Here is an 18,491-nt window from a genome sequence, read left to right as displayed (position 1 = left end):
CAATTTCGAGGAGACCAGCCATGGTCGCACGCAATGAGGCACGGTATCAGGATCAGTTGTCCGTGGTCGATCCCATATGGGGCAGCCTTCAGAACGAGGCCCGGGCGGCGGCGGCACAAGACCCGTTGCTTTCCGCCTTCTTCTACTCCACGATTTTGAACCATCATTCGCTGGAAGAATGCGTCATATACCGTATCTGCGAGCTTCTTGATCACCCGGACATGCAGGCCGTTCTGCTGCGCCAGACATTCGAGGACATGATGCACGACTGGCCCGAATGGGGCGCGATTCTGCGCGTCGATATTCAGGCCGTATATGATCGTGATCCCGCCTGCTCGCGTTTCATAGAGCCAGTCCTGTATTTCAAGGGTTTTCAGGCAATCCAGACCCACCGCCTGGCGCATTGGCTGTGGAATAGCGGCAGGCGCGATTTTGCCCTTTATCTGCAAAGCCGTGCATCCAGCATTTTTCAGACCGACATCAATCCGGCAGCACGCATCGGCAAGGGCCTGTTTCTCGATCACGCGACCGGCCTCGTCGTCGGTGAAACCGCCGTCATCGGCGATAATGTCTCTATTCTCCACGGCGTCACGCTTGGAGGCACTGGCAAAGAGGGTGCTGACCGTCATCCGAAAATCCGCAGCGGTGTGCTGATCGGTGCTGGCGCAAAAATCCTCGGCAATATCGAAATCGGCAGTTGCTCGCGCATTGCTGCGGGTTCGGTCGTTCTCAAGGCTGTTCCACCGAAAGCCACAGTGGCAGGTGTTCCAGCCCGCGTGGTGGGTGAAGCAGGCTGCAGCGAACCTTCACGGATCATGGATCAGATCATCGGTGCCGATATCTGATTTCGTCAGTTTTTAAACGTCCGTGTGGATCACGCGGACGTTTTTTCGGCCGCACTTTACTTTCGCCTTTAAGCCATGGCAAAAGCTGCGCAACGTGAACCGCACAGGAGAATAACGGTGAAAGCCGAAGAAATCAAAAAGCTCGACGCCTATTTCAAACGTACCTTCAACGAAAAAATGGTCGTAAAGGCTCGTCCACGCAAGGACGATTCGGCAGAAGTCTATGCAGGCGAAGAATTCCTCGGCGTCGTCTATATCGATGACGAAGACGGCGATCGCTCCTACAATTTCTCCATGGCGATCCTCGACGTCGACCTCTGATCACCGCTTGGTGACAACGCCTTTTCTAAACCGCCCGCGACGTAAGTCTGCGGGCGGTTTTGTTTGCGGATGCAAAAAGCAAACTTCGCTTGAGTTGTACGCTTGAATTTTTCGCTTATGGTCCGAGAATATTCGACATTATTCACGGGTACAATTTTGAGCACCGTTCATTTTCATTTCAGCAAAACCGAAGTCGCCATTTCGACAAACGCCCTACCCCTCAGCCTGCCTGATGAAGAGCGCAGCAGCATTGAGGAACACTGGCGGAAAGTGAACGCCGATGGCCGCTTCTTCAACGGTCCCGTCCTTGCCGCCACACAGGTCGAGTTGAGCGATGCTCCAGCAATCCGGATCAGCACCAGCGATTACGCGCACTATCTCTACTCAAACGCTCACCCCCTCGGCACGCCATGCCGCGCCGTCTACTGCGCTGCGGTCATTATAACCTGCGACAATTATCTCCTGCTGGGCCAAATGGCGTCGACGACATCCTCACCCGGTCGTATCCAGTTCGTAGGCGGGAATGTCGAGATCGCGAAGGATGGGACCATAGACAGCCGCGAATGTTGCGAACGGGAAGTCACCGAGGAAGTTGGCGCACAGTTTCTGAACAGCGCAACAGACTTCACTCCACTCTGCATCAAGACTGGCGGCAAGGGTGACCATGTCGGCGTATTCTACCGCCTCCATCTGAATTTGACGGCGAGCGAAGCGCGATCGGCTTTTGCCGATCATCTGGCCGCTTTGAGAGCACGGAACGAAAATCCGGAATTACCGCGCATCCATTTAATGGAATTGCAATCGGAAACGGTGCGGGATTTTTGCGCAAGACATGCCGGGCAAATGGTCGACTATCTGTCGCCGCTCCTCACCAATCACTCGCATCACCTCGCAATTCGCGAACCCAAAAGCACGTGATTCTTTTCCGCAAAAATCGGCGGAACCAAATCTTTTCTGCTCCGTTTATTTCACGTCCCCCGATGAAGCGTGGGGTTACGCACAAACGGGACGCCCCCTGATCCCCGACGTAATCCCACGCTTCCCCTTTCCCAAAATCAATCACCAGTGAACGCCGACTTCGAAGGTCGCCAGCAATCTGCTTTTCCACAGAGGCGGGTACGGGAAAATAAAAATGTCATGGAAATGCAAAAAAGTGAAAATAGGCGCTTGCGGAGAATCCGGTGCCTGACTATAAGGGCGCCACACAGCGTACGCGCCCTTCGTCTATCGGTTAGGACGTCAGATTTTCATTCTGAAAAGAGGGGTTCGACTCCCCTAGGGCGTACCACTCTCCCAGATATTTCAAAGCAATACGGCTTCTGGTTAAACCAGACACGTAAGAAGCTTTCCCCACAACTTCAACGATATGAAGAACAGTCTCACGGTGCTAAAGCAGCGTCCAGAATGCGCAGTTGCACACGCCGCTGACCCTGCCATTGCTCGGCTCCCAGCGTTCCGGCGACGTGGATCTGGCGTCCTCGCGCATTCATCAACATCTGCCCAAGCGGCGCGTCGGCGGCGCGGAAGGCGATGCCATCAAGCCTGGAACCATCCATTGCCTCAAGCGTGATTTTTACATGCGAGGTGCCAACGATGCGAACATCGCGCAGGCGATGGGAGGGAACGGCGAAGATAGGTTGTGAATGGCCGGAGCCATAGGGACCGGCCTGCTCCATCTGCTCCACCAGATCAAGTGTGGCGCCAGAAGCGCCGATGGCACCGTCTATTTTGAGCACACTGTTCTCCACCAGCTGCGAAACGGTCTTCTGTGCTGCCTCTTCAAAAAATATCCGCAGGCGGCCCAGATTGGCGCGCTCTACCGTCAGACCAGCCGCCATGGCGTGGCCACCGCCTTTGACCAACAGACCCGCCTCAACAGCATTGCGGACCATACGGCCCATGTCGAAACCGTTGATGGAGCGCCCGGAACCTGTGCCCTTTCCCTGCGAATCAAAAGCGATGGCGAAAGCAGGGCGACGGAAACGATCCTTGAGCCGCGAAGCCAGAAGGCCGACGATGCCGGGGTGCCAGTTTTCCCGTGCGGTAACGATAACGCCTGCGCCAGACCCATCGCCGTATTCAAACAGCGCTTCGGCCTCTGCCTCCGCCAGCATGGCGGCTTCCATGGCTTGCCGCTCCCGGTTCAGTTCATCGAGCTTTTCGGCAATTACTTCGGCTTGTGCGGTATCGTCCAGCGTCAGCAGACGGCTACCGAGCGCTGCGTCACCAATCCGCCCTCCGGCATTGATACGCGGCCCGACCAGAAAACCGAAGTGATAAGGCGTCACCGGCCCGCCCAGCCCGGCCTTCTTGAAGAGCGCGGCCAGTCCGGCATTGTTCATGTGGCGGGCAGCTATCAGCCCTTTGACGACATAGGCACGGTTAAGACCCTTGAGCGGCACCACATCGCAGACCGTCGCCAGTGCGACAATATCCAGGAAAGAGAGGAGATCGAGCGTATAGGCCCGGCTATCACGCTCGTCCTTCAGCACCCGCAACGTGGCGACCAGCACGAGAAAAACCACGCCAGCAGCGCACAAATGCCCCTGCCCCGAAAGATCGTCTTCGCGATTGGGATTGACCAGCGCCACGGCGGGCGGCAACTCAGTACCGACCTGGTGGTGGTCGATGACCACTACATCGGTGTTGGCGTCCCGCGCCGCAGCGAGAGATTCATGACTGGTGGAGCCACAATCGACAGTGATGATGAGCGTCGCACCATTGGCCGCCAGCTGCTGCATTGCCGCCGGGTTGGGACCATATCCTTCGAAAATACGGTCGGGAATATAGATTTCAGGATCGAGCCCGAAGTGGTGGAGAAAGCGGTACATCAACGCTGATGACGATGCGCCATCGACATCGTAGTCACCAAAAATCGCGACTTTTTCATTGCGCCTGATGGCCGTCGCGATGCGTGCCGCGGCCTTTTCGCAATCGGTCAGTGTGTGAGGATCGGGCATGAGCGAGCGTATGGTCGGCTCAAGAAAAGCAACGGCATCGTCGACACCAACGCCGCGCCCGGCAAGCACCCGGGCAATCAATTCCGGAATACCGTGCACCTGGGACATGGCCAAGGCACGGTTCTGCCCGGCCTGATCAAGCCGCGACATCCAGCGTTGCTCCGTCGCCGATCGCTCCACGCCGAGAAAAGCCCTCGACACAGTATCGACCGTCTCATTCATTGCCATGCGTCAGCTTACCCATCCAGCCCGTTTGTCAGTACAGGGGCTAAAGGCGGAAACCGGCTTTTTCAAGTGCAAATGTCGCAGTCGTTGCGCTCACCACAACGGCAGGAAGATAAAAGCGAAGAAACCGCAGACGATAGCGGCAACGAGGCAAACCGCCCGCCAGTCACGCTCCTGCCCTGAGGTATCAAACTCCAGACTGCGAAAATTGTCATTGGCACCGCTCCGACGCGACCTGCGCGTGGCATCCGGCTGGACGAGATAATCGTCCTTGAACATGATCCTGGCCTTCACTGTCGCGCCTCCCTTCGCTTGGTGAACTGTCGATCAGAATATCATCATATGATGTCTTTATGCAAAGGAATCGCCACTCTGAAGACCGGAAATCGACAGGCAGGCTTTACCGTTGCTGCGACAAGATTCGGCGTGCTACGCGACTTACAACAGCAGGAAGGCCCTGATGTCGTTGACATTGGTACCCGTCGGTCCAGGGGCGAAAAGGTCGCCACCAAGATCAAAGGCGGTCCAGGCATCATGCGCCGAGAGCAGCGCGTGGGCATCGCCACCCGCAGCCCGAATGCGTGTAACGGTGTCGCCATCGCAGAAAGCGCCTGCATTGTCTTCGGAGCCGTCTATTCCATCGGTGTCGGCGGCCAGCGCGGTTACCCCTTCGACGCCCTGCAGATCGAGTGCGGCGGAAAGCAGAAACTCGCTGTTGCGGCCACCTTTCCCATAACCACCATTGCCGATGGTCACCGTGGTTTCGCCGCCAGACAGCAGCACCATGGGTTTGCCGAACGCCTTGCCTGCGGCAAACTCCCGGGCAAGCGCCGCATGCATGCGGCCTATATCCTTCGCCTCGCCTTCTATCGCATCGGAAAGAATGAGCGGTTGCACGCCATGCTCCCGCGCAAGCTGTGCTGCAGCTTCCAGCGACACACGAGCAGAGGCGATGACATGGACCTCGTTTTTAGAGAAAACGGTGTCTTCGGGATTCGGCGCCACCGCCTGACCGATGCTGCTGATGACACGTTCCGGCAGGGCGATACGATAGTCCCGGATGGCCCGCAGCGCCGCCTGCGCATCCGTCTCATCCGGCACGGTGGGGCCCGATGCGACGAAGGCGGGATTGTCACCCGGCACATCGGACACCACAAGCGTCAGGACACGGGCCGGATAGGCCAAGGCTGCAAGCCTGCCGCCTTTCACCCGGGAGAAGTGCTTGCGCACCACATTCATGGCAGATATGGGCGCACCGGAGGCAAGAAGCGCTTGATTGAGCTCGATTTCGTCGGCCAGTTCAAAGCCTTGCGGCGGCGCGGGTAAAAGGGCGGAACCACCACCGGAGATCAAGGCAATCACCAGATCATCCTGCGTCAGGCCACTGACATGCTCCATCAGGGCTTGGGCCGCGACAATGCCTGCGGCATCCGGCACCGGGTGAGACGATTGGAGAACCCGCGTGTGTCGGCATTCCGCGATAGGACCATGACGGGTTACCACCAGACCGTCGAAAGGGTGTGGCCACGCCCGTTCGAAGGCCTGCGCCATCTGGCTTGCCGCCTTTCCCGCGCCGATAACGACCGTGCGCCCCTTTGGCGGCGGCGGCAGATGACGCAGGATCGCCTCATAGGGATCGGCAGCTTTGACGGCAGCAAAAAACAGGGCTTCCAGAAAGGCACGGGGATTGGCGATCAACTCTGTCCTCCATCGGGTCACGCGTGGCAAAGCTTTGCCTTGCCTTGCGGATATCATGACGGGCGCGGCACGGCAGTACAAGACCACGGAGTGGGCACAATGGCGCGTCGATTGAACTTCGGCCGCACTCGTGCGTTCGGTTTTCATAAAGGGTCAAAGAGCGAGGAAGCCGATGTCCAACACCGAAAATCTCGGACCGGAATATCATAACAACAAAAACAAGGATCGTCTGCGCGGTCGGCGTTTCGTTTGGTCACGGCGCAAGTCGAAGCCATGGACGCTGACATTCATCGTGATCGGTGTGCTGATCGTGGCCGCCAGCGCCACCGCCGTCACCTATCTCGTGACGTCGCATCCGGGTAAACCAGAGCCGAACGTTGGACTGGAAAGCCAGTCCAACCCTTAAACACAGCCCGCCTTATACCAACAACTGAGCGCCGAACTGAGCCTCGTAAAGGCGGCTGTAGGGGCCTCTGCCAGCAAGCAACTCCTGGTGATTACCCGTTTCGACGATGCCGCTTTCATCCACCACGACGATGCGGGAAGCATCGCGAATGGTGGCAAGGCGGTGAGCAATGACGAGGGTCGTGCGGCCCTTGGCGAGTTCGGCCAGAGACGCCTGGATAGCGCGCTCCGTCTCGGTATCGAGTGCAGATGTCGCCTCATCCAGGATGAGAATCGGGGGATTTTTCAGGAACATGCGGGCGATCGCCAAGCGCTGTTTCTGTCCACCGGATAGCTTGACGCCGCGTTCGCCGATAACGGTGTCCATGCCATCAGCCATATCTTCGATAACGCGATCCAGTCGCGCCCGCCGGGCAGCGTCCCAGATATCTGCTTCGTTTGCACCAAGACGGCCATATTCGATGTTTTCGCGAATGGTGCCTCCGAACAGGAAGACATCCTGCTGAACAATACCGATCTGGCTGCGCAGCGATGCCAGCGTCATGTTCCTGATGTCGATGCCATCGATGCTGATTGCGCCGCCGGTCACCTCGTAGAAACGCGGCAAAAGCGAGCACAGCGTCGTCTTGCCTGCACCTGACGGCCCGACGAACGCCACCGTTTCACCAGCCCGGATGGAAAGGTCGATGTTGCGCAATACCTGCTTGCCGTCGCTATAACCGAAGCTGACGTCTCGATAGACGATCTCGCCCCTGAGATGCGGCGCTTCGATCGCGCCAGGTGCATCGGCGATATCAGGATCCGTATCGAGCAACTCGGTGAAGCGCCGAAACCCGGCAATGCCTTTGGGATAGGTTTCGATAACCGAATTGATCTTTTCCACCGGACGAAAGAACACGTTGACCAACAGCAGGAACCCGACGAAGCCACCATTAGTGAGGTCGCCCGTCAACACGAACCACGCACCGCAGATCATGATGATCATCTGCGTCAAACGCATACTCATATAGCTGAGCGACGTGCTGGCAGCCATGATCTTGTAGGCGTTGAGCTTCGTCTGGCGATAGCGCTGATTGTCTTTTTCGAACAGGGCCCGCTCGTGGTCTTCGTTGGCAAAGGCCTGAACCACGCGCATGCCGCCGACATTCTCCTCGATTCGTGCATTAAATGCGCCGACCCGGCCATAAAGCGTGCGGAAATTGTTAGTCATGCGGCTGCCATAACGGCTGGTGACCCAGGCTGTGATCGGCACGATTGCGGCGGTGATGAGCGCCAGCGGCACATTGACCGACAGCATCAACAGAAATGCGCCGATAAAGGTCATGACCGCAATGAAGAGATCTTCCGGCCCATGATGCGCGACCTCACCGATCTCCTCCAGATCCTTGGTCAAACGTCCGACAAGATGCCCTGTCTTCTGGTTATCGAAAAAGCGGAAAGACAGTTTCTGGAGATGATCGAACGCCCGTCTGCGCATGTCGGTTTCGATGTTGATGCCAAGCATGTGTCCCCAGTAGGTGACGATGGCCATGAGACCCGTGTTCAGCACATAGATGACAAGAAGGCCGATGGAGGCGAGCAGAATGATCGGCCATTCTCCGGCGGGCAGAAGAACGTCCACAAAGACCTTCACCGCCATAGGAAATCCCAGCTCCAACACGCCGGAGAGGATCGCGCAGGAGAAATCCAGAATGAACAGACCTCTGTAGGGATGGTAGTAAGCAAAGAAACGGCGGAGCATGAACTTTTCCATCACGGCACGGCTTGGCCGCAGACCTCAAAAATTTGAACTCAACTCTCATATTTGTTTCCGGAGGCCAAGGCACGTTGCGTTATTTTTACCAAATTCGTGCAATAAAAGCGAAGGACAATATAAAAACGAAATGCTGATGGAATATGATGTGAACTGCCCGTCAAATAATGGCAGAGTGCAATATATTCGGGGAATGCGAAAGAGACGCGGTTGAGCAACACAGACAATCACAGGAAAACCAGCGAACCAAGATGGCTTGGTCCCGCCTCCCACGGACGCACCGCGCTGGTGCCACCTATCTCTGCTGCCCGCTGGCTTCTGGTACTGATCGTTGCCGCCGGCATCTACTTCTTCCACGGCTTTCTCGTGCCGGTTCTGGCAGCGCTCGTCATCGGTTTTGCAAGCTGGCCGGTCTATCGTGAATTGCTGCGCCGCGTCGGCGGCAACAATTCCGTGGGCGCAACGGTCGCACTTCTGCTCATCATCGCTTTTCTCATCGTCCCGATTTTCATCGCAGCTTCCTATACCGCAAGCGAGATTCGCGAGTGGTTCGGCTGGGCCGTAGAGGTCAACAAGGTGGGCGCACCGGTGCCGGACTGGATCGCTGCCCTGCCAGGCGTCGGCCCGTGGATCAGCGAACAATGGATCCGCTATATCGGCACGCCCGGTGCCATCGGCGAAGTCATTCAGCTCGTCAGCGGCGCCAATATCGGCAATATCTACCGCGCCATCGTGGCGGCAGGAAACGGTGCTTTCCACCTGATCCTGACCCTGCTCTTCATGTTGATTGCGCTGTTTTTCGTCTATCGCAACGGCGTTTCGTTTGCCCGGCAGATCGACCTCGTGGGCGAGCGTATTTTGCCAACCCGCTGGGAGCGGATTTCCCGCGTCGTACCCGCCACCATCAGTTCAACGGTCACAGGCATGACGCTGATCGCCATCGGCGAAGGCATCATTCTGGGCGTCGCATACTGGATCGCAGGCGTACCCTCCCCTGTGACGCTCGGCGTTCTCACAGGCGTCATGGCGCTTATCCCGGGCGGCGCACCCTTGTCGTTCACGCTGGTGTCCGTCTATCTGGTGGCCAGCGGCTCTGTCGCAGCCGGCGTCGGTCTGTTTGCGTGGGGCTCAATCGAGCTCTTCATCGTCGACAAGACCATCCGCCCTCGTCTCGTCGGCGGACCGATAAAGCTACCCTTCCTGCCGACATTCTTCGGACTGGTTGGCGGCGTGAAAACCATGGGTTTCCTCGGCCTGTTCATCGGTCCCGTTCTGATGGCCCTGTTGGTTGCCGTCTGGCGCGAATGGGTTCGTGAAGTCGAAATTTCGACAATCGAAGGCGAGACCATCGAGGCGGAGGCTGACATCGAGGCGCCGCCGCCGCTGAGAAAGACGGCGTCTTAGAGCTTCAGTTCCATAAACATGCTGAGAGGATCGAGCTTGTAAGGCTCGAACGGTTCGATTTCGGCAAAGCCCGCCTTGCGGTAAAGCCCGATCGCTTCAGGCTGGCTGATTCCGGTCTCCAGCCTGATGGCCAAGAGGCCGAGGCCCTGCCCGCGCGCAATCAGTGCGTCCATCATCATCTGACCGATTCGCAAACCGCGCGCAGAGGGATCGACAAACATCCGCTTGATCTCGGCGGTGCCATCGCCCGCTTCTACCAGAGCGCAGCAGCCGACGATCGCTCCATCATGACGCGCCACGAAGAAGGAAACTGTCGGCTTTTCCAGCGCATCGATGTCGACCATGTGGTTGCTTTCCGCAGGATACAGCGACGCCATATAGGCATTCGACATCTCCATGAGGCGCAGCACCTCAGGCTGGCGCGGCGGTTCGAGCTTGATTTCGACTGGCATACTGGTTCCCATGATTATCTGACGCGCGTGATGTTCGCGTCGCAGAAAGACTACAATTGAGCGAGATGATCTAGTGTGTAAGACAAATTCCCTTTCAGAGGCAACAGAGCGACGATGAGAACAGCGCTTGTTTTAATGACTATTCTGGGCTGTGACGACAGCGCCACCGATTGCCAGCACATCGCGACGCTGCAGCAGCGCTGGACGAGCATCGAACTGTGCGATGCCGATTCGGAGAAAAATCTGGGTCAGTTCGCAAATGCCAGTTATCCAGTGATCGTGGCCGTTTGCCAGACACCGGAAGAACCGAAAAGCGAGACCGCCGGGACGGAAGCTCAGACCCCGGATGCGTCCGCTGCTGCACCGGGCCTCGCCCCTCAGGAGGAGCAGACATTGACGCAGAAAGCGATTACCCGCGTGCGCCGCATCCTGCCTTCCACCGAAGGTGTGAAGGAAGTTCTGGGCAAGCCGGTGCGAATGGTGGAAGAGAGCTATTCCTGGATTGCCCGTCGGCTGTCGAACTAGCTCAGGCGGCCTGCGCAACCAGTGTTGTCGTCAGCGAGCGCGCCCTATCGCGCTGCTGCGCCATCTGCATTTTTTCGACCATATGCATGAGTTCGCGCATGGTGGCATCACCCGCCTTGTCAGAGAACTTTGCAAGCAGGCCGGAGGACAGTTCTGCGACCGGGTTGGCGTAGGGCACGTTCGCCACCTCGCGCCACAGCAATGTCGCCTCCATGAAAATGTCCAGCACGGGGCCAAAAAGCCCGGTGGACTGGAACAGCGCCTTCATGGCGTGATGGCGACCTGTAACGAGAATAGAGCGAACCTGCCGTTCTTCCAGCCCAGACAGGTTGGACATGGCCTGTGCGAAAAAGGCCAGTTTTCCTGAGCATAGAACGTTCATCAGAAAAGCTGGCGTAAGGTCACCATTGGCACGCAGATGTTCGGCAAGCAAAGGCAAAGCCTCGCCGCTGACGTCGCCAGCGATCAAAACCGTTGCCGCATCGGATGCATCACGGATGACGGCGCTGAGCCTTGCAGGCTGCATGGCATGGCAGACAAGGCTGGAAGCCGCCAGTGCTGCACCGACATGCCCGACGATCGCGTAGCGAACATCTGCCGGGAGATCGTCGCGCTCCAGCAGCAGATCGCGAATTTCTGCGTGTTGCGCATGACGTTCGGCGATGCGACGCAGTGTGAAGGGCGTAATGCGGGCACTGGCATTTTCAAGCAGGATCGAGAGTTCGAGGATGTCGCCTATCTCGGCCAGCGCCGCGCAGGCACCCGCATCCAGACGCGGACGCGCAGCGATAATGGCCCGGGTGATCGCCGCACCATTTCCGACGAGATCGACCAGATCTGTCTCGCGCAGGACAGGCGAATGAATGATGACGGTGCAGGCGATATCCGGCTGATCTTCCGCCAGCGCAAAAATGATCGGGCGTGGTGCGAGAGGCGAATGCGCCAGCGTTTCGGCCAGTGCCAGTCGCACCTTTGGCGATGGATCGTCCAACAGAAATGTCATGGCGTCGTAGGCGCTGTCTTGCCGGTCCTGCGGCAGAGTGGACTGCACATAGGCTTGCGCGAGCGCTGTTGCCGCCTTGGACCTGTCGCCAGCGCCCGCCTTTTCCGACCAACGAAGAAATGCTTGTACGATCACCCTGCGCCCCAACAACAGACATACCGACTGTTCCGGCAGGTCGATTCGCAATGAACCCGATCCTGCCTTCCCAACGGAACCTAGGGACAAAAGGTTTACGTTTGGTTCACCATATTCATTAACCTGCAGGTGCCGAGCTTTTAGCGTTGGCCCGGGCGGGTCAGTTGGAAGACATCCGTTCCACCATCACAGTAATCGCGGTAACCCATGCGGGCAATGGGGCGTGCCCGCGCCATATCGATACGCCCGTCCTCTATGACCGCTTCATCGAGGTGGATGCCGACAACCTGTCCGAACACCACCCATGTTTCCGCTTCTGCGCCGTCCACGCCGATCGGCCGGATGATCTGCGTCACCCGGCATTCAAGCGCAGCATAGGCCTCTGCCACATAGGGTGCATCGACCAGCTCGCCTGCCTTGGCGGTCAGTCCCGCGAGATCGAATTCGTCGACCTCATGGGCAACAGGCGCAGATGATGCATTCATCTGCTCGACAAGGTGTCTGCTGACGAGGCTTGCGGTAAAGACACCGCTGTGTTCGACGTTGGTCACGCTGTGCTTGTGGCCGCTGGACGCGAACATGACGAGTTTCGGCGTGTCCGACACGGCGTTGAAGAATGAATAGGGCGCGAGATTGAATATCCCGTCCGCCCCTTTCGAACCGATCCAGCCAATCGGCCGCGGCGCGACAATGGCCTTGAAAGGATCATGCGCAAGACCGTGGCGATTTGTGTCGGTTGCGTAAAACATCAGGCGGCACCAACCCAGGTGACAACATCGGCAAGGTCAGGGCGCGGACGCTCGACGGCCGGGAACGTGGTGGATCCGATATAGATAAAGCCCGCAACCTTTTCGCCTGAACCGATGCCGAGCTCAGGTGCGAATGCTTCGTCATAGGCCACCCATTCTGTCAGCCAGTTGGCCGCAAAACCATGGGCATTGGCCGCCATGAGCAGGTTGAGGCAGACGGCACCGGCAGACATAACCTGCTCCCATTCCGGTATCTTGACGTGCGGCGCCGCTGTCGAGACGACCGCAATAACGACGGGAGCGCGCGTAAAGCGGGTGCGTTCCACGTCCTGCTGGTCCGGTCCGAGGCCACGCGTTTTTTCGAGCGCGCGCTGAAGCCCCGCCTCTCCCAGGCGCTTGCGCTCGTCGCCGCGATAAACGATGAAACGCCATGGAGCGATCTTTCCATGGTCCGGCACGCGCACCGTCAGTCGCAGGATGTCCTCGAGCTGCGCCGTGTCGGGACCCGGTTCCGTGAGCTGCAAAGCAGGGGTCGAGCGGCGAATATTGAGATAATCGATGAGCTTCGTATCGTCTTTCATGACATAACCGTTCCATTGTCGTACATATGAAATTAAGGGCCTTGAAATAGCCATCGCGCTGGGTTTGAAGTGGTCCTAGAAAAACAAGAAGTCAATGCGGTTAAAAGAAATGACGTCCATCAAAATTGCGACTGGCCTGTGTGTGGCGCTCGTTTCGATCGCTCTTCCATACGGCATCGCTTTTTCTCAGGACGCCTTCAAAGATTTCAAGCAGCTTGGCGGCACGCAAAAAATGCCAAAGCTGAACGCATTCACCGCACCCGCTGCGCCCGGCGCCGAAAAAACTACCTCCCGCGACATCGTCATGGAAGCCAAGCTGACCAGTGACGGCCAGCCGATGATGGAAGGGCTTGCATGGCGCGTGTTCAGCCCCATTCCCGGTCCGGACGGAAAACTGCCGATGCTGGCCAGTTCCGACGGCGGCTCTGCCGAGTTTCACCTGTCGCCAGGTGACTATTTCGTCAACGTTTCCTTCGGTCGCGCGGGCGTCACCAAAAAACTCAATGTTCCCGAAAGCGGCAAGATCGACAAGCAGGTGCTGATCCTCGATGCCGGCGGTTTCGTGCTGAACGCCGTGGCTGGCACGGACAAGCGTATTTCGCCCAACCAGTTGAAATTTTCCGTCTACTCGTCCGACACACAGGAAGATGGCGAGCGCCGTCTGGTGATGTCCGATGTCAAACCGAATACCGTGATCCGCCTCAATGCGGGCACCTACCATGTCGTATCGGAATATGGTGGCATCAACGCCGTCGTGCGCGCCGATATTCAGGTGGAAGCGGGCAAACTGACGGAAGCTACGCTGCAGCACCATGCAGCGCAGGTCACGCTCAAACTCGTCTCCGAACATGGCGGCGAAGCCATTGCCGACACGGCCTGGTCAGTGCTGACCGGCTCCGGTGACATCGTCAACGAAAGCGTCAGCGCCTTTTCGACCATGGTTCTTGCAGATGGCGAATACACAGCCATCGCCCGCAACAAGGAAAAGGTCTATCAGCGCAACTTCAAAGTTGCTGGCGGCCAGGATTCGGATGTTGAAGTGCTGATGAAAGATCAGGCTCCGGAGGATGCGACCGGGGATTTTGAGTGACGCCCGTCACATCATTCGAAATCTTCGTCCGGCTCCTGTGTGGGCGTGAGAGGTCTCATCCGACCATGCCTTATTGCGACAATCTCAATGACATCGGCTTTTCGCACGTAGTCCATCAGATAGTCACCGAACACCCACGTCTTGTATCTAGGAACGTTAAGCTCTTCGCTTTCCTTGCCTATGTCTGGAAAGGTTTCCAGATTGCTCCTTGCATCGATGAAGGCGTTCGTAAAACGCACTGCAGCAGCAGGACTTCTGCTTTTTAGATACTGAACTTCGTTTCGCAGATATGTCGCTGCCGAACGCGAAATAATGACGCGCATCAGGCAGCCTTTTCGGACGACACTCTTTTCAGATCAGCGATGACGTCATCGACGTTTTCGTAATCTCCATCGTCGATCTCCTGCCGCCCCTTCCGCACCGCGAGAATGTCGGCACCTTCGTTCAGCAGATATGTCTTGAGTGCGCGGACGATGATCCAGCTGCGAGACCGTTCAGTCGTTTCGGCGATGGCTTCAATTTCCGCCAAAACTTCCTGCGGAATGCGTAGGGTAATGGGATTGGAAAGAGCTTGCTTTGTCATTCAATCCTCCTGAAACTGTATTTCACTGTAATACAAATAAACCTCAGGAACTATAAAAAAATCACCCCCGGATGCGTTCCGAGGGTGATTGATTGGCATATCGATTCCGAGACTGGCGGTAGACGTTACGCAGCTTTCGCCTTCGCAGCCTTCGCCGCGCGCTTGCGCTTCACGTCCGGCGGTGTTGCCTCATCCACCAAGTTCGCAATCGCTTCATCCAGCGCATAGGATGTCTGAGCCTGCGAGCCCAGGCGGCGGATGTTGACGGTGCGTTCTTCGGCTTCTTTCTTGCCGCAGACGATGATGACCGGGACCTTGGTGACCGAGTGTTCGCGGACCTTGTAATTGATCTTTTCGTTGCGGAAGTCCGTTTCGACCAGAAGGCCTGCGTCGCGCAGGGCTTCCGCCACTTCGCGACCGTAATCGTCAGCATCCGATGTAATTGTGGCAACGACGACCTGCAGGGGGGCGAACCAGAGTGGCATGTGACCGGCGAAGTTCTCGATGAGAATGCCGAGGAAACGCTCCATGGAACCGCAGATGGCGCGATGGATCATGACCGGCTGGCGCTTTTCGGAGGCCTGATCGATGTAGAAGGCACCGAAGCGTTCCGGCAGATTGAAGTCCACCTGCGTGGTGCCGCACTGCCATTCACGACCGATAGCGTCTTTCAGCGTGTATTCGAACTTCGGACCATAGAACGCACCCTCGCCCGGCAGAATATCGGTTTTGATGCGGCCTTCGGACTGCGCCTCGATGGATTTCAGAACATCCGTCATGACGCTTTCGGCGCGATCCCAGACCTCGTCGGAACCGACGCGCTTTTCAGGGCGTGTAGAGAGCTTAACGACGATTTCCTCGAAGCCGAAATCCTTGTAGACCGACAGGATGAGGTCGTTGATGCGCAGGCACTCCGCCGCCATCTGCTCTTCCGTACAGAAGACATGCGCGTCGTCCTGCGTAAAGCCGCGAACGCGCATCAGGCCGTGCAGCGCACCGGAGGCTTCGTAGCGATGCACATTGCCGAATTCTGCAAGGCGGACAGGCAGTTCGCGGTAAGACTTCAACCCATGCTTGAAGATTTGAACGTGGCCGGGGCAGTTCATCGGCTTTAGCGCGAAGACGCGGTTGTCCGCCTCCTCATCCTTCGGATGGGTGAAGGCATAGGCCGATTTTACGGCGAACATGTTTTCCTGATACCAGCCCCAGTGACCCGAGGTTTCCCACAGCGAAGCGTCCAGCACCTGCGGCGCGTTGACTTCCTGATAAGTGCCTTCAAGGTTGCGGCGCATATAGGTCGTCAAGGTCTGGAACATGCGCCAGCCCTTGCCGTGCCAGAAGACGACGCCCGGACCTTCTTCCTGAAAATGGAACAGGTCCATTTCGCGGCCGAGCTTGCGGTGATCGCGCTTCTCGGCTTCGGCCAGAATGTGCAGATACTGATCCAGCTCTTCCTGTGTGGCCCATGCAGTGCCGTAAATGCGGGTCAGCATCGGGTTGTTGCTATCGCCACGCCAATAGGCGCCGGCGACCTTCATCAGCTTGAAGGCCGTGCCGATCTGTCCTGTGTTGGCCATATGCGGGCCACGGCAAAGGTCGAACCAGTCACCCTGATAATAAATCTTGAGGTCCTGCCCCTCGGGAATGGCATCCACGAGTTCGACCTTGTAGTTTTCGCCCTTGGCGGCAAAAACTTCCTTGGCCTTTTCGCGCGACCAGATTTCGCGTGTGAACGGCTTGGAGCGACCGATGATTTCCTTCATCTTCTTTTCGATCTTCGGCAGATCTTCCGGCGTGAAGGGCTCGTTCTTGGCGAAGTCGTAATAGAAGCCATTTTCGATGACGGGACCGATGGTGACCTGCGTGCCGGGCCAAAGTTCCTGCACGGCTTCGGCCATGACGTGAGCGGCATCGTGGCGGATCAGTTCCAACGCGCGTTTGTCATCACGGGTGACGATCTCGATCTTGCCATCGACGATGGTGTCGGAAAGGTCGCGCACAGTGCCATCCAGCGCAATCGCGACGGCCTTCTTTGCAAGCGACTTGGAAATGGATTCGGCAATATCGCGTCCAGTCGTGCCGGGGGCATACTGGCGAACGGAGCCATCGGGAAATGTAAGGGAAACGGCTTCAGACATTATAATCTCCTGTCCAGTCCCGCCAACGAATGCGGGTGGTGCTGTTGACCGGCTGACGCCGGAATGTGAACGCGCGGGTGATAATGCGGAATCCCCGCTGAGTAAAGAATTTTAAGAGAGCGCAGGGACCCTCCAGAAGGCCCGGGCTTCCTGCGGTAACTTTGAAAGGGTTCGATTGAAAGCCTCTGGGTCAACGTTACGCCTCAATGCTTCCCCGACATCCTGAATGGCGGAATCAGTCGAGAGATTATGGTTGTAGCGCAGCGCTCGAACTTCGATCATCATTTCTGTTTCGGAGCCGAATGCACGCATCTCTTCGCTGACGTCCCAATCGCTGACGAAGATAGCGCGTAGAACCGGCGACAATGCGTTCGCAAAGTCCAACGCCTGTTGCACTGTCAATCTGCGGCGAAACACCTGAAGCACTGCCTGTAACATCGTGTAGGCCTGATGCGATGTGCTCAGCATGGAAACCTCTTTCAGGTCTTCCATGAACCGGTCGAAATCCACCGACGCCTGGCGGTACTCCATCGGCATAGGCATGTGCTTCATCCCCCTGTGTCGGTTTGTTTTCTGGCCCGCCTCCAGTAGGACCATGGTGCCCACCAGACATATGTATCGTCCAATTTTTCCACGACCGGATCAAGCCCACTCGTGCCACCCGGTCCGCAGCGGGCGACGCGAAACAGGGTCAACCAGCCGCCTGCCCAGAACCCGTGACGGGCAAAGGCCTCATAGCCATATTCGGAGCACGTCGGAATATGGCGGCAGGAATTACCGATGAAGCCCGAAAACACCAGTTGATAAAAGCGGATAAAGGCCATGCCCAGAAGGCGGCCCGGTGTCTTGCGAAACGGTCCGGACCAGTTGCGGGAGCGGTTGTTCGGCCGTGGCCTTTCTTCGTGCTGGCAGTTCGGCGCGTTACACACGGCTTAAGCCGAAAGCGGCTGATCGGCCTCGATCTGGTCGAGACAGTCGCAGATTGCGTCGAAGGTCAGCATGGTGGAGGCGTGGCGGGCCTTGTAATCCTTGACTGGCTTGAGAACGCGCATGTCCTCGAAGCGGCCCTCCGGCCCCTCGCCGCCCGCCGTCAGCATGGCCAGCATATCGGCCCGTGCGTCACGCACCTCGCTCGCGCTTGCTCCAACCACATGATTGGCCATGATGGAGGAAGACGCCTGCCCCAGCGCGCAAGCGCGAACCTCATGGGAGAAATCCGTCACCACCCCATCGTTGAGCTTGATGTAGACCTTGACCTTCGAACCGCAAAGCTTGGAGTGTTTCTGTGCGCTTGCGTCCGCATCCGGCATCGCCCCCGTCCGGGGAATGTTACCTGCAAATTCAAGAATGCGGTTGTTATAGATATCGTCCATCGACTCGTCCATTTGCGCAGGATTGGTTTTTCAAACACTGTGTCACCAGTGGCACGGCTTTTCTGCGCGCTGTCATCATTATATGTTATGAGACATCAACGTCATCAAGGTGCGGCGAATTTAATCCTTCCGTCACCGTTTTCGCGACGACAGACTTGCCAAATTGCCTGAAAACAACCAGATAGCAGGCGCGGCATCTTCGTGATCAAGCCGTAACCTATATTCAGGTGCGGACCTTCAACCGTACCGGG

At 57.5% G+C, this 18,491-nt stretch carries 21 protein-coding genes and 1 tRNA gene; 8 read left to right on the top strand and 14 right to left on the bottom strand.

Features of this window, described 5'->3' with window-relative positions:
- The first annotated feature begins 20 nt into the window (after positions 1–20).
- The 4 genes from cysE (at position 21) to ASF29_RS06010 (ending at position 2,454) form a co-directional block, all read left to right on the top strand.
- Positions 21–845 (top strand): serine O-acetyltransferase, encoded by an 825-nt coding sequence (cysE, locus tag ASF29_RS06025; protein WP_062449559.1) that lies wholly within the window; start codon positions 21–23, stop codon positions 843–845.
- Positions 846–962: 117 nt separating this feature from the next.
- Positions 963–1,166: a DUF3126 family protein gene (locus ASF29_RS06020; RefSeq protein ID WP_062449557.1), complete on the top strand. Its 204-nt coding sequence runs from the start codon at positions 963–965 to the stop codon at positions 1,164–1,166.
- Positions 1,167–1,322: 156 nt separating this feature from the next.
- Positions 1,323–2,084: an NUDIX hydrolase gene (locus ASF29_RS06015; protein WP_062449555.1), complete on the top strand. Its 762-nt coding sequence runs from the start codon at positions 1,323–1,325 to the stop codon at positions 2,082–2,084.
- Between the two features lie 295 nt (positions 2,085–2,379).
- A tRNA-Glu gene (locus tag ASF29_RS06010) sits at positions 2,380–2,454 on the top strand.
- A 91-nt stretch (positions 2,455–2,545) separates the two neighbouring features.
- On the opposite strand, the gene recJ is transcribed toward ASF29_RS06010, so the two are convergent.
- The 3 genes from recJ to ASF29_RS05995 all read right to left on the bottom strand — a co-directional run bounded on the left by recJ (position 2,546) and on the right by ASF29_RS05995 (position 6,049).
- Positions 2,546–4,348 (bottom strand): single-stranded-DNA-specific exonuclease RecJ, encoded by a 1,803-nt coding sequence (recJ, locus tag ASF29_RS06005; protein ID WP_062449935.1) that lies wholly within the window; start codon positions 4,346–4,348, stop codon positions 2,546–2,548.
- A gap of 96 nt (positions 4,349–4,444) precedes the next feature.
- Positions 4,445–4,645: a hypothetical protein gene (locus ASF29_RS06000; RefSeq protein ID WP_156462546.1), complete on the bottom strand. Its 201-nt coding sequence runs from the start codon at positions 4,643–4,645 to the stop codon at positions 4,445–4,447.
- Between the two features lie 144 nt (positions 4,646–4,789).
- Positions 4,790–6,049, bottom strand: a complete 1,260-nt coding sequence (locus tag ASF29_RS05995) for a glycerate kinase (protein ID WP_062449548.1) — start codon at positions 6,047–6,049, stop codon at positions 4,790–4,792.
- 172 nt (positions 6,050–6,221) lie between these two features.
- Here ASF29_RS05995 and ASF29_RS05990 point away from each other — a divergent pair, with 172 nt between their 5' ends.
- Complete coding sequence (locus ASF29_RS05990) at positions 6,222–6,455, top strand: hypothetical protein (RefSeq protein ID WP_062449543.1); 234 nt, start codon at positions 6,222–6,224, stop codon at positions 6,453–6,455.
- A 12-nt stretch (positions 6,456–6,467) separates the two neighbouring features.
- Here the strand turns inward: ASF29_RS05990 and ASF29_RS05985 are convergent, their stop codons facing one another.
- Positions 6,468–8,195: an ABC transporter ATP-binding protein gene (locus ASF29_RS05985; protein ID WP_062449540.1), complete on the bottom strand. Its 1,728-nt coding sequence runs from the start codon at positions 8,193–8,195 to the stop codon at positions 6,468–6,470.
- Positions 8,196–8,417: 222 nt separating this feature from the next.
- On the opposite strand from ASF29_RS05985, the gene ASF29_RS05980 reads away from it, so the two are divergent.
- On the top strand, positions 8,418–9,611 hold the full coding sequence (locus ASF29_RS05980; RefSeq protein ID WP_062449537.1) for an AI-2E family transporter: 1,194 nt from the start codon (positions 8,418–8,420) through the stop codon (positions 9,609–9,611).
- Here the strand turns inward: ASF29_RS05980 and ASF29_RS05975 are convergent.
- Complete coding sequence (locus tag ASF29_RS05975; protein WP_062449535.1) at positions 9,608–10,063, bottom strand: GNAT family N-acetyltransferase; 456 nt, start codon at positions 10,061–10,063, stop codon at positions 9,608–9,610. The genes ASF29_RS05980 and ASF29_RS05975 overlap by 4 nt on opposite strands.
- A 114-nt stretch (positions 10,064–10,177) precedes the next feature.
- On the opposite strand from ASF29_RS05975, the gene ASF29_RS05970 reads away from it, so the two are divergent.
- Entirely contained in the window at positions 10,178–10,588 is a 411-nt protein-coding gene (locus tag ASF29_RS05970; protein WP_062449533.1) for a hypothetical protein, read from the top strand.
- A 1-nt stretch (position 10,589) separates the two neighbouring features.
- Here the strand turns inward: ASF29_RS05970 and ASF29_RS05965 are convergent, their stop codons facing one another.
- From ASF29_RS05965 to ASF29_RS05955, 3 genes are all read right to left on the bottom strand, one after another.
- On the bottom strand, positions 10,590–11,741 hold the full coding sequence (locus ASF29_RS05965; RefSeq protein WP_062449934.1) for a DUF2336 domain-containing protein: 1,152 nt from the start codon (positions 11,739–11,741) through the stop codon (positions 10,590–10,592).
- Between the two features lie 125 nt (positions 11,742–11,866).
- Entirely contained in the window at positions 11,867–12,475 is a 609-nt protein-coding gene (locus tag ASF29_RS05960; protein WP_062449531.1) for a flavin reductase family protein, read from the bottom strand.
- The gene (locus ASF29_RS05955) at positions 12,475–13,056 is read right to left on the bottom strand and encodes a nitroreductase (RefSeq protein ID WP_062449529.1); all 582 of its coding nucleotides are present in this window, start codon (positions 13,054–13,056) and stop codon (positions 12,475–12,477) included. The genes ASF29_RS05960 and ASF29_RS05955 overlap by 1 nt, the downstream gene beginning before the upstream one ends.
- 109 nt (positions 13,057–13,165) lie before the next feature.
- On the opposite strand from ASF29_RS05955, the gene ASF29_RS05950 reads away from it, so the two are divergent.
- A complete protein-coding gene (locus ASF29_RS05950; protein ID WP_062449527.1) occupies positions 13,166–14,146 on the top strand; it encodes a hypothetical protein in 981 nt (326 codons plus the stop codon).
- A gap of 11 nt (positions 14,147–14,157) precedes the next feature.
- On the opposite strand, the gene ASF29_RS05945 is transcribed toward ASF29_RS05950, so the two are convergent.
- The 6 genes from ASF29_RS05945 to ASF29_RS05925 all read right to left on the bottom strand — a co-directional run bounded on the left by ASF29_RS05945 (position 14,158) and on the right by ASF29_RS05925 (position 18,240).
- Positions 14,158–14,469 (bottom strand): type II toxin-antitoxin system RelE/ParE family toxin, encoded by a 312-nt coding sequence (locus ASF29_RS05945; protein ID WP_062449525.1) that lies wholly within the window; start codon positions 14,467–14,469, stop codon positions 14,158–14,160.
- Entirely contained in the window at positions 14,469–14,729 is a 261-nt protein-coding gene (locus ASF29_RS05940; RefSeq protein ID WP_062449523.1) for a ribbon-helix-helix domain-containing protein, read from the bottom strand. The genes ASF29_RS05945 and ASF29_RS05940 overlap by 1 nt, the downstream gene beginning before the upstream one ends.
- A gap of 125 nt (positions 14,730–14,854) precedes the next feature.
- Positions 14,855–16,867 carry a threonine--tRNA ligase gene (thrS, locus tag ASF29_RS05935; protein WP_062449521.1) on the bottom strand — a complete coding sequence of 671 codons (2,013 nt, stop codon included), beginning with the start codon at positions 16,865–16,867 and terminating at the stop codon, positions 14,855–14,857.
- A 111-nt stretch (positions 16,868–16,978) separates the two neighbouring features.
- Positions 16,979–17,419 carry a DUF2267 domain-containing protein gene (locus ASF29_RS05930; protein WP_062449933.1) on the bottom strand — a complete coding sequence of 147 codons (441 nt, stop codon included), beginning with the start codon at positions 17,417–17,419 and terminating at the stop codon, positions 16,979–16,981.
- On the bottom strand, positions 17,416–17,796 hold the full coding sequence (yidD, locus tag ASF29_RS23825; protein ID WP_082453399.1) for a membrane protein insertion efficiency factor YidD: 381 nt from the start codon (positions 17,794–17,796) through the stop codon (positions 17,416–17,418). Before yidD ends, ASF29_RS05930 begins: the two co-directional genes overlap by 4 nt.
- A 3-nt stretch (positions 17,797–17,799) precedes the next feature.
- Entirely contained in the window at positions 17,800–18,240 is a 441-nt protein-coding gene (locus ASF29_RS05925; RefSeq protein ID WP_062449932.1) for an iron-sulfur cluster assembly scaffold protein, read from the bottom strand.
- Positions 18,241–18,491 lie beyond the last annotated feature (251 nt).

This window comes from Rhizobium sp. Leaf262, assembly GCF_001422245.1.
Classification (GTDB): domain Bacteria; phylum Pseudomonadota; class Alphaproteobacteria; order Rhizobiales; family Rhizobiaceae; genus Agrobacterium.
This window is presented reverse-complemented; position numbering and strand designations above follow the sequence as displayed.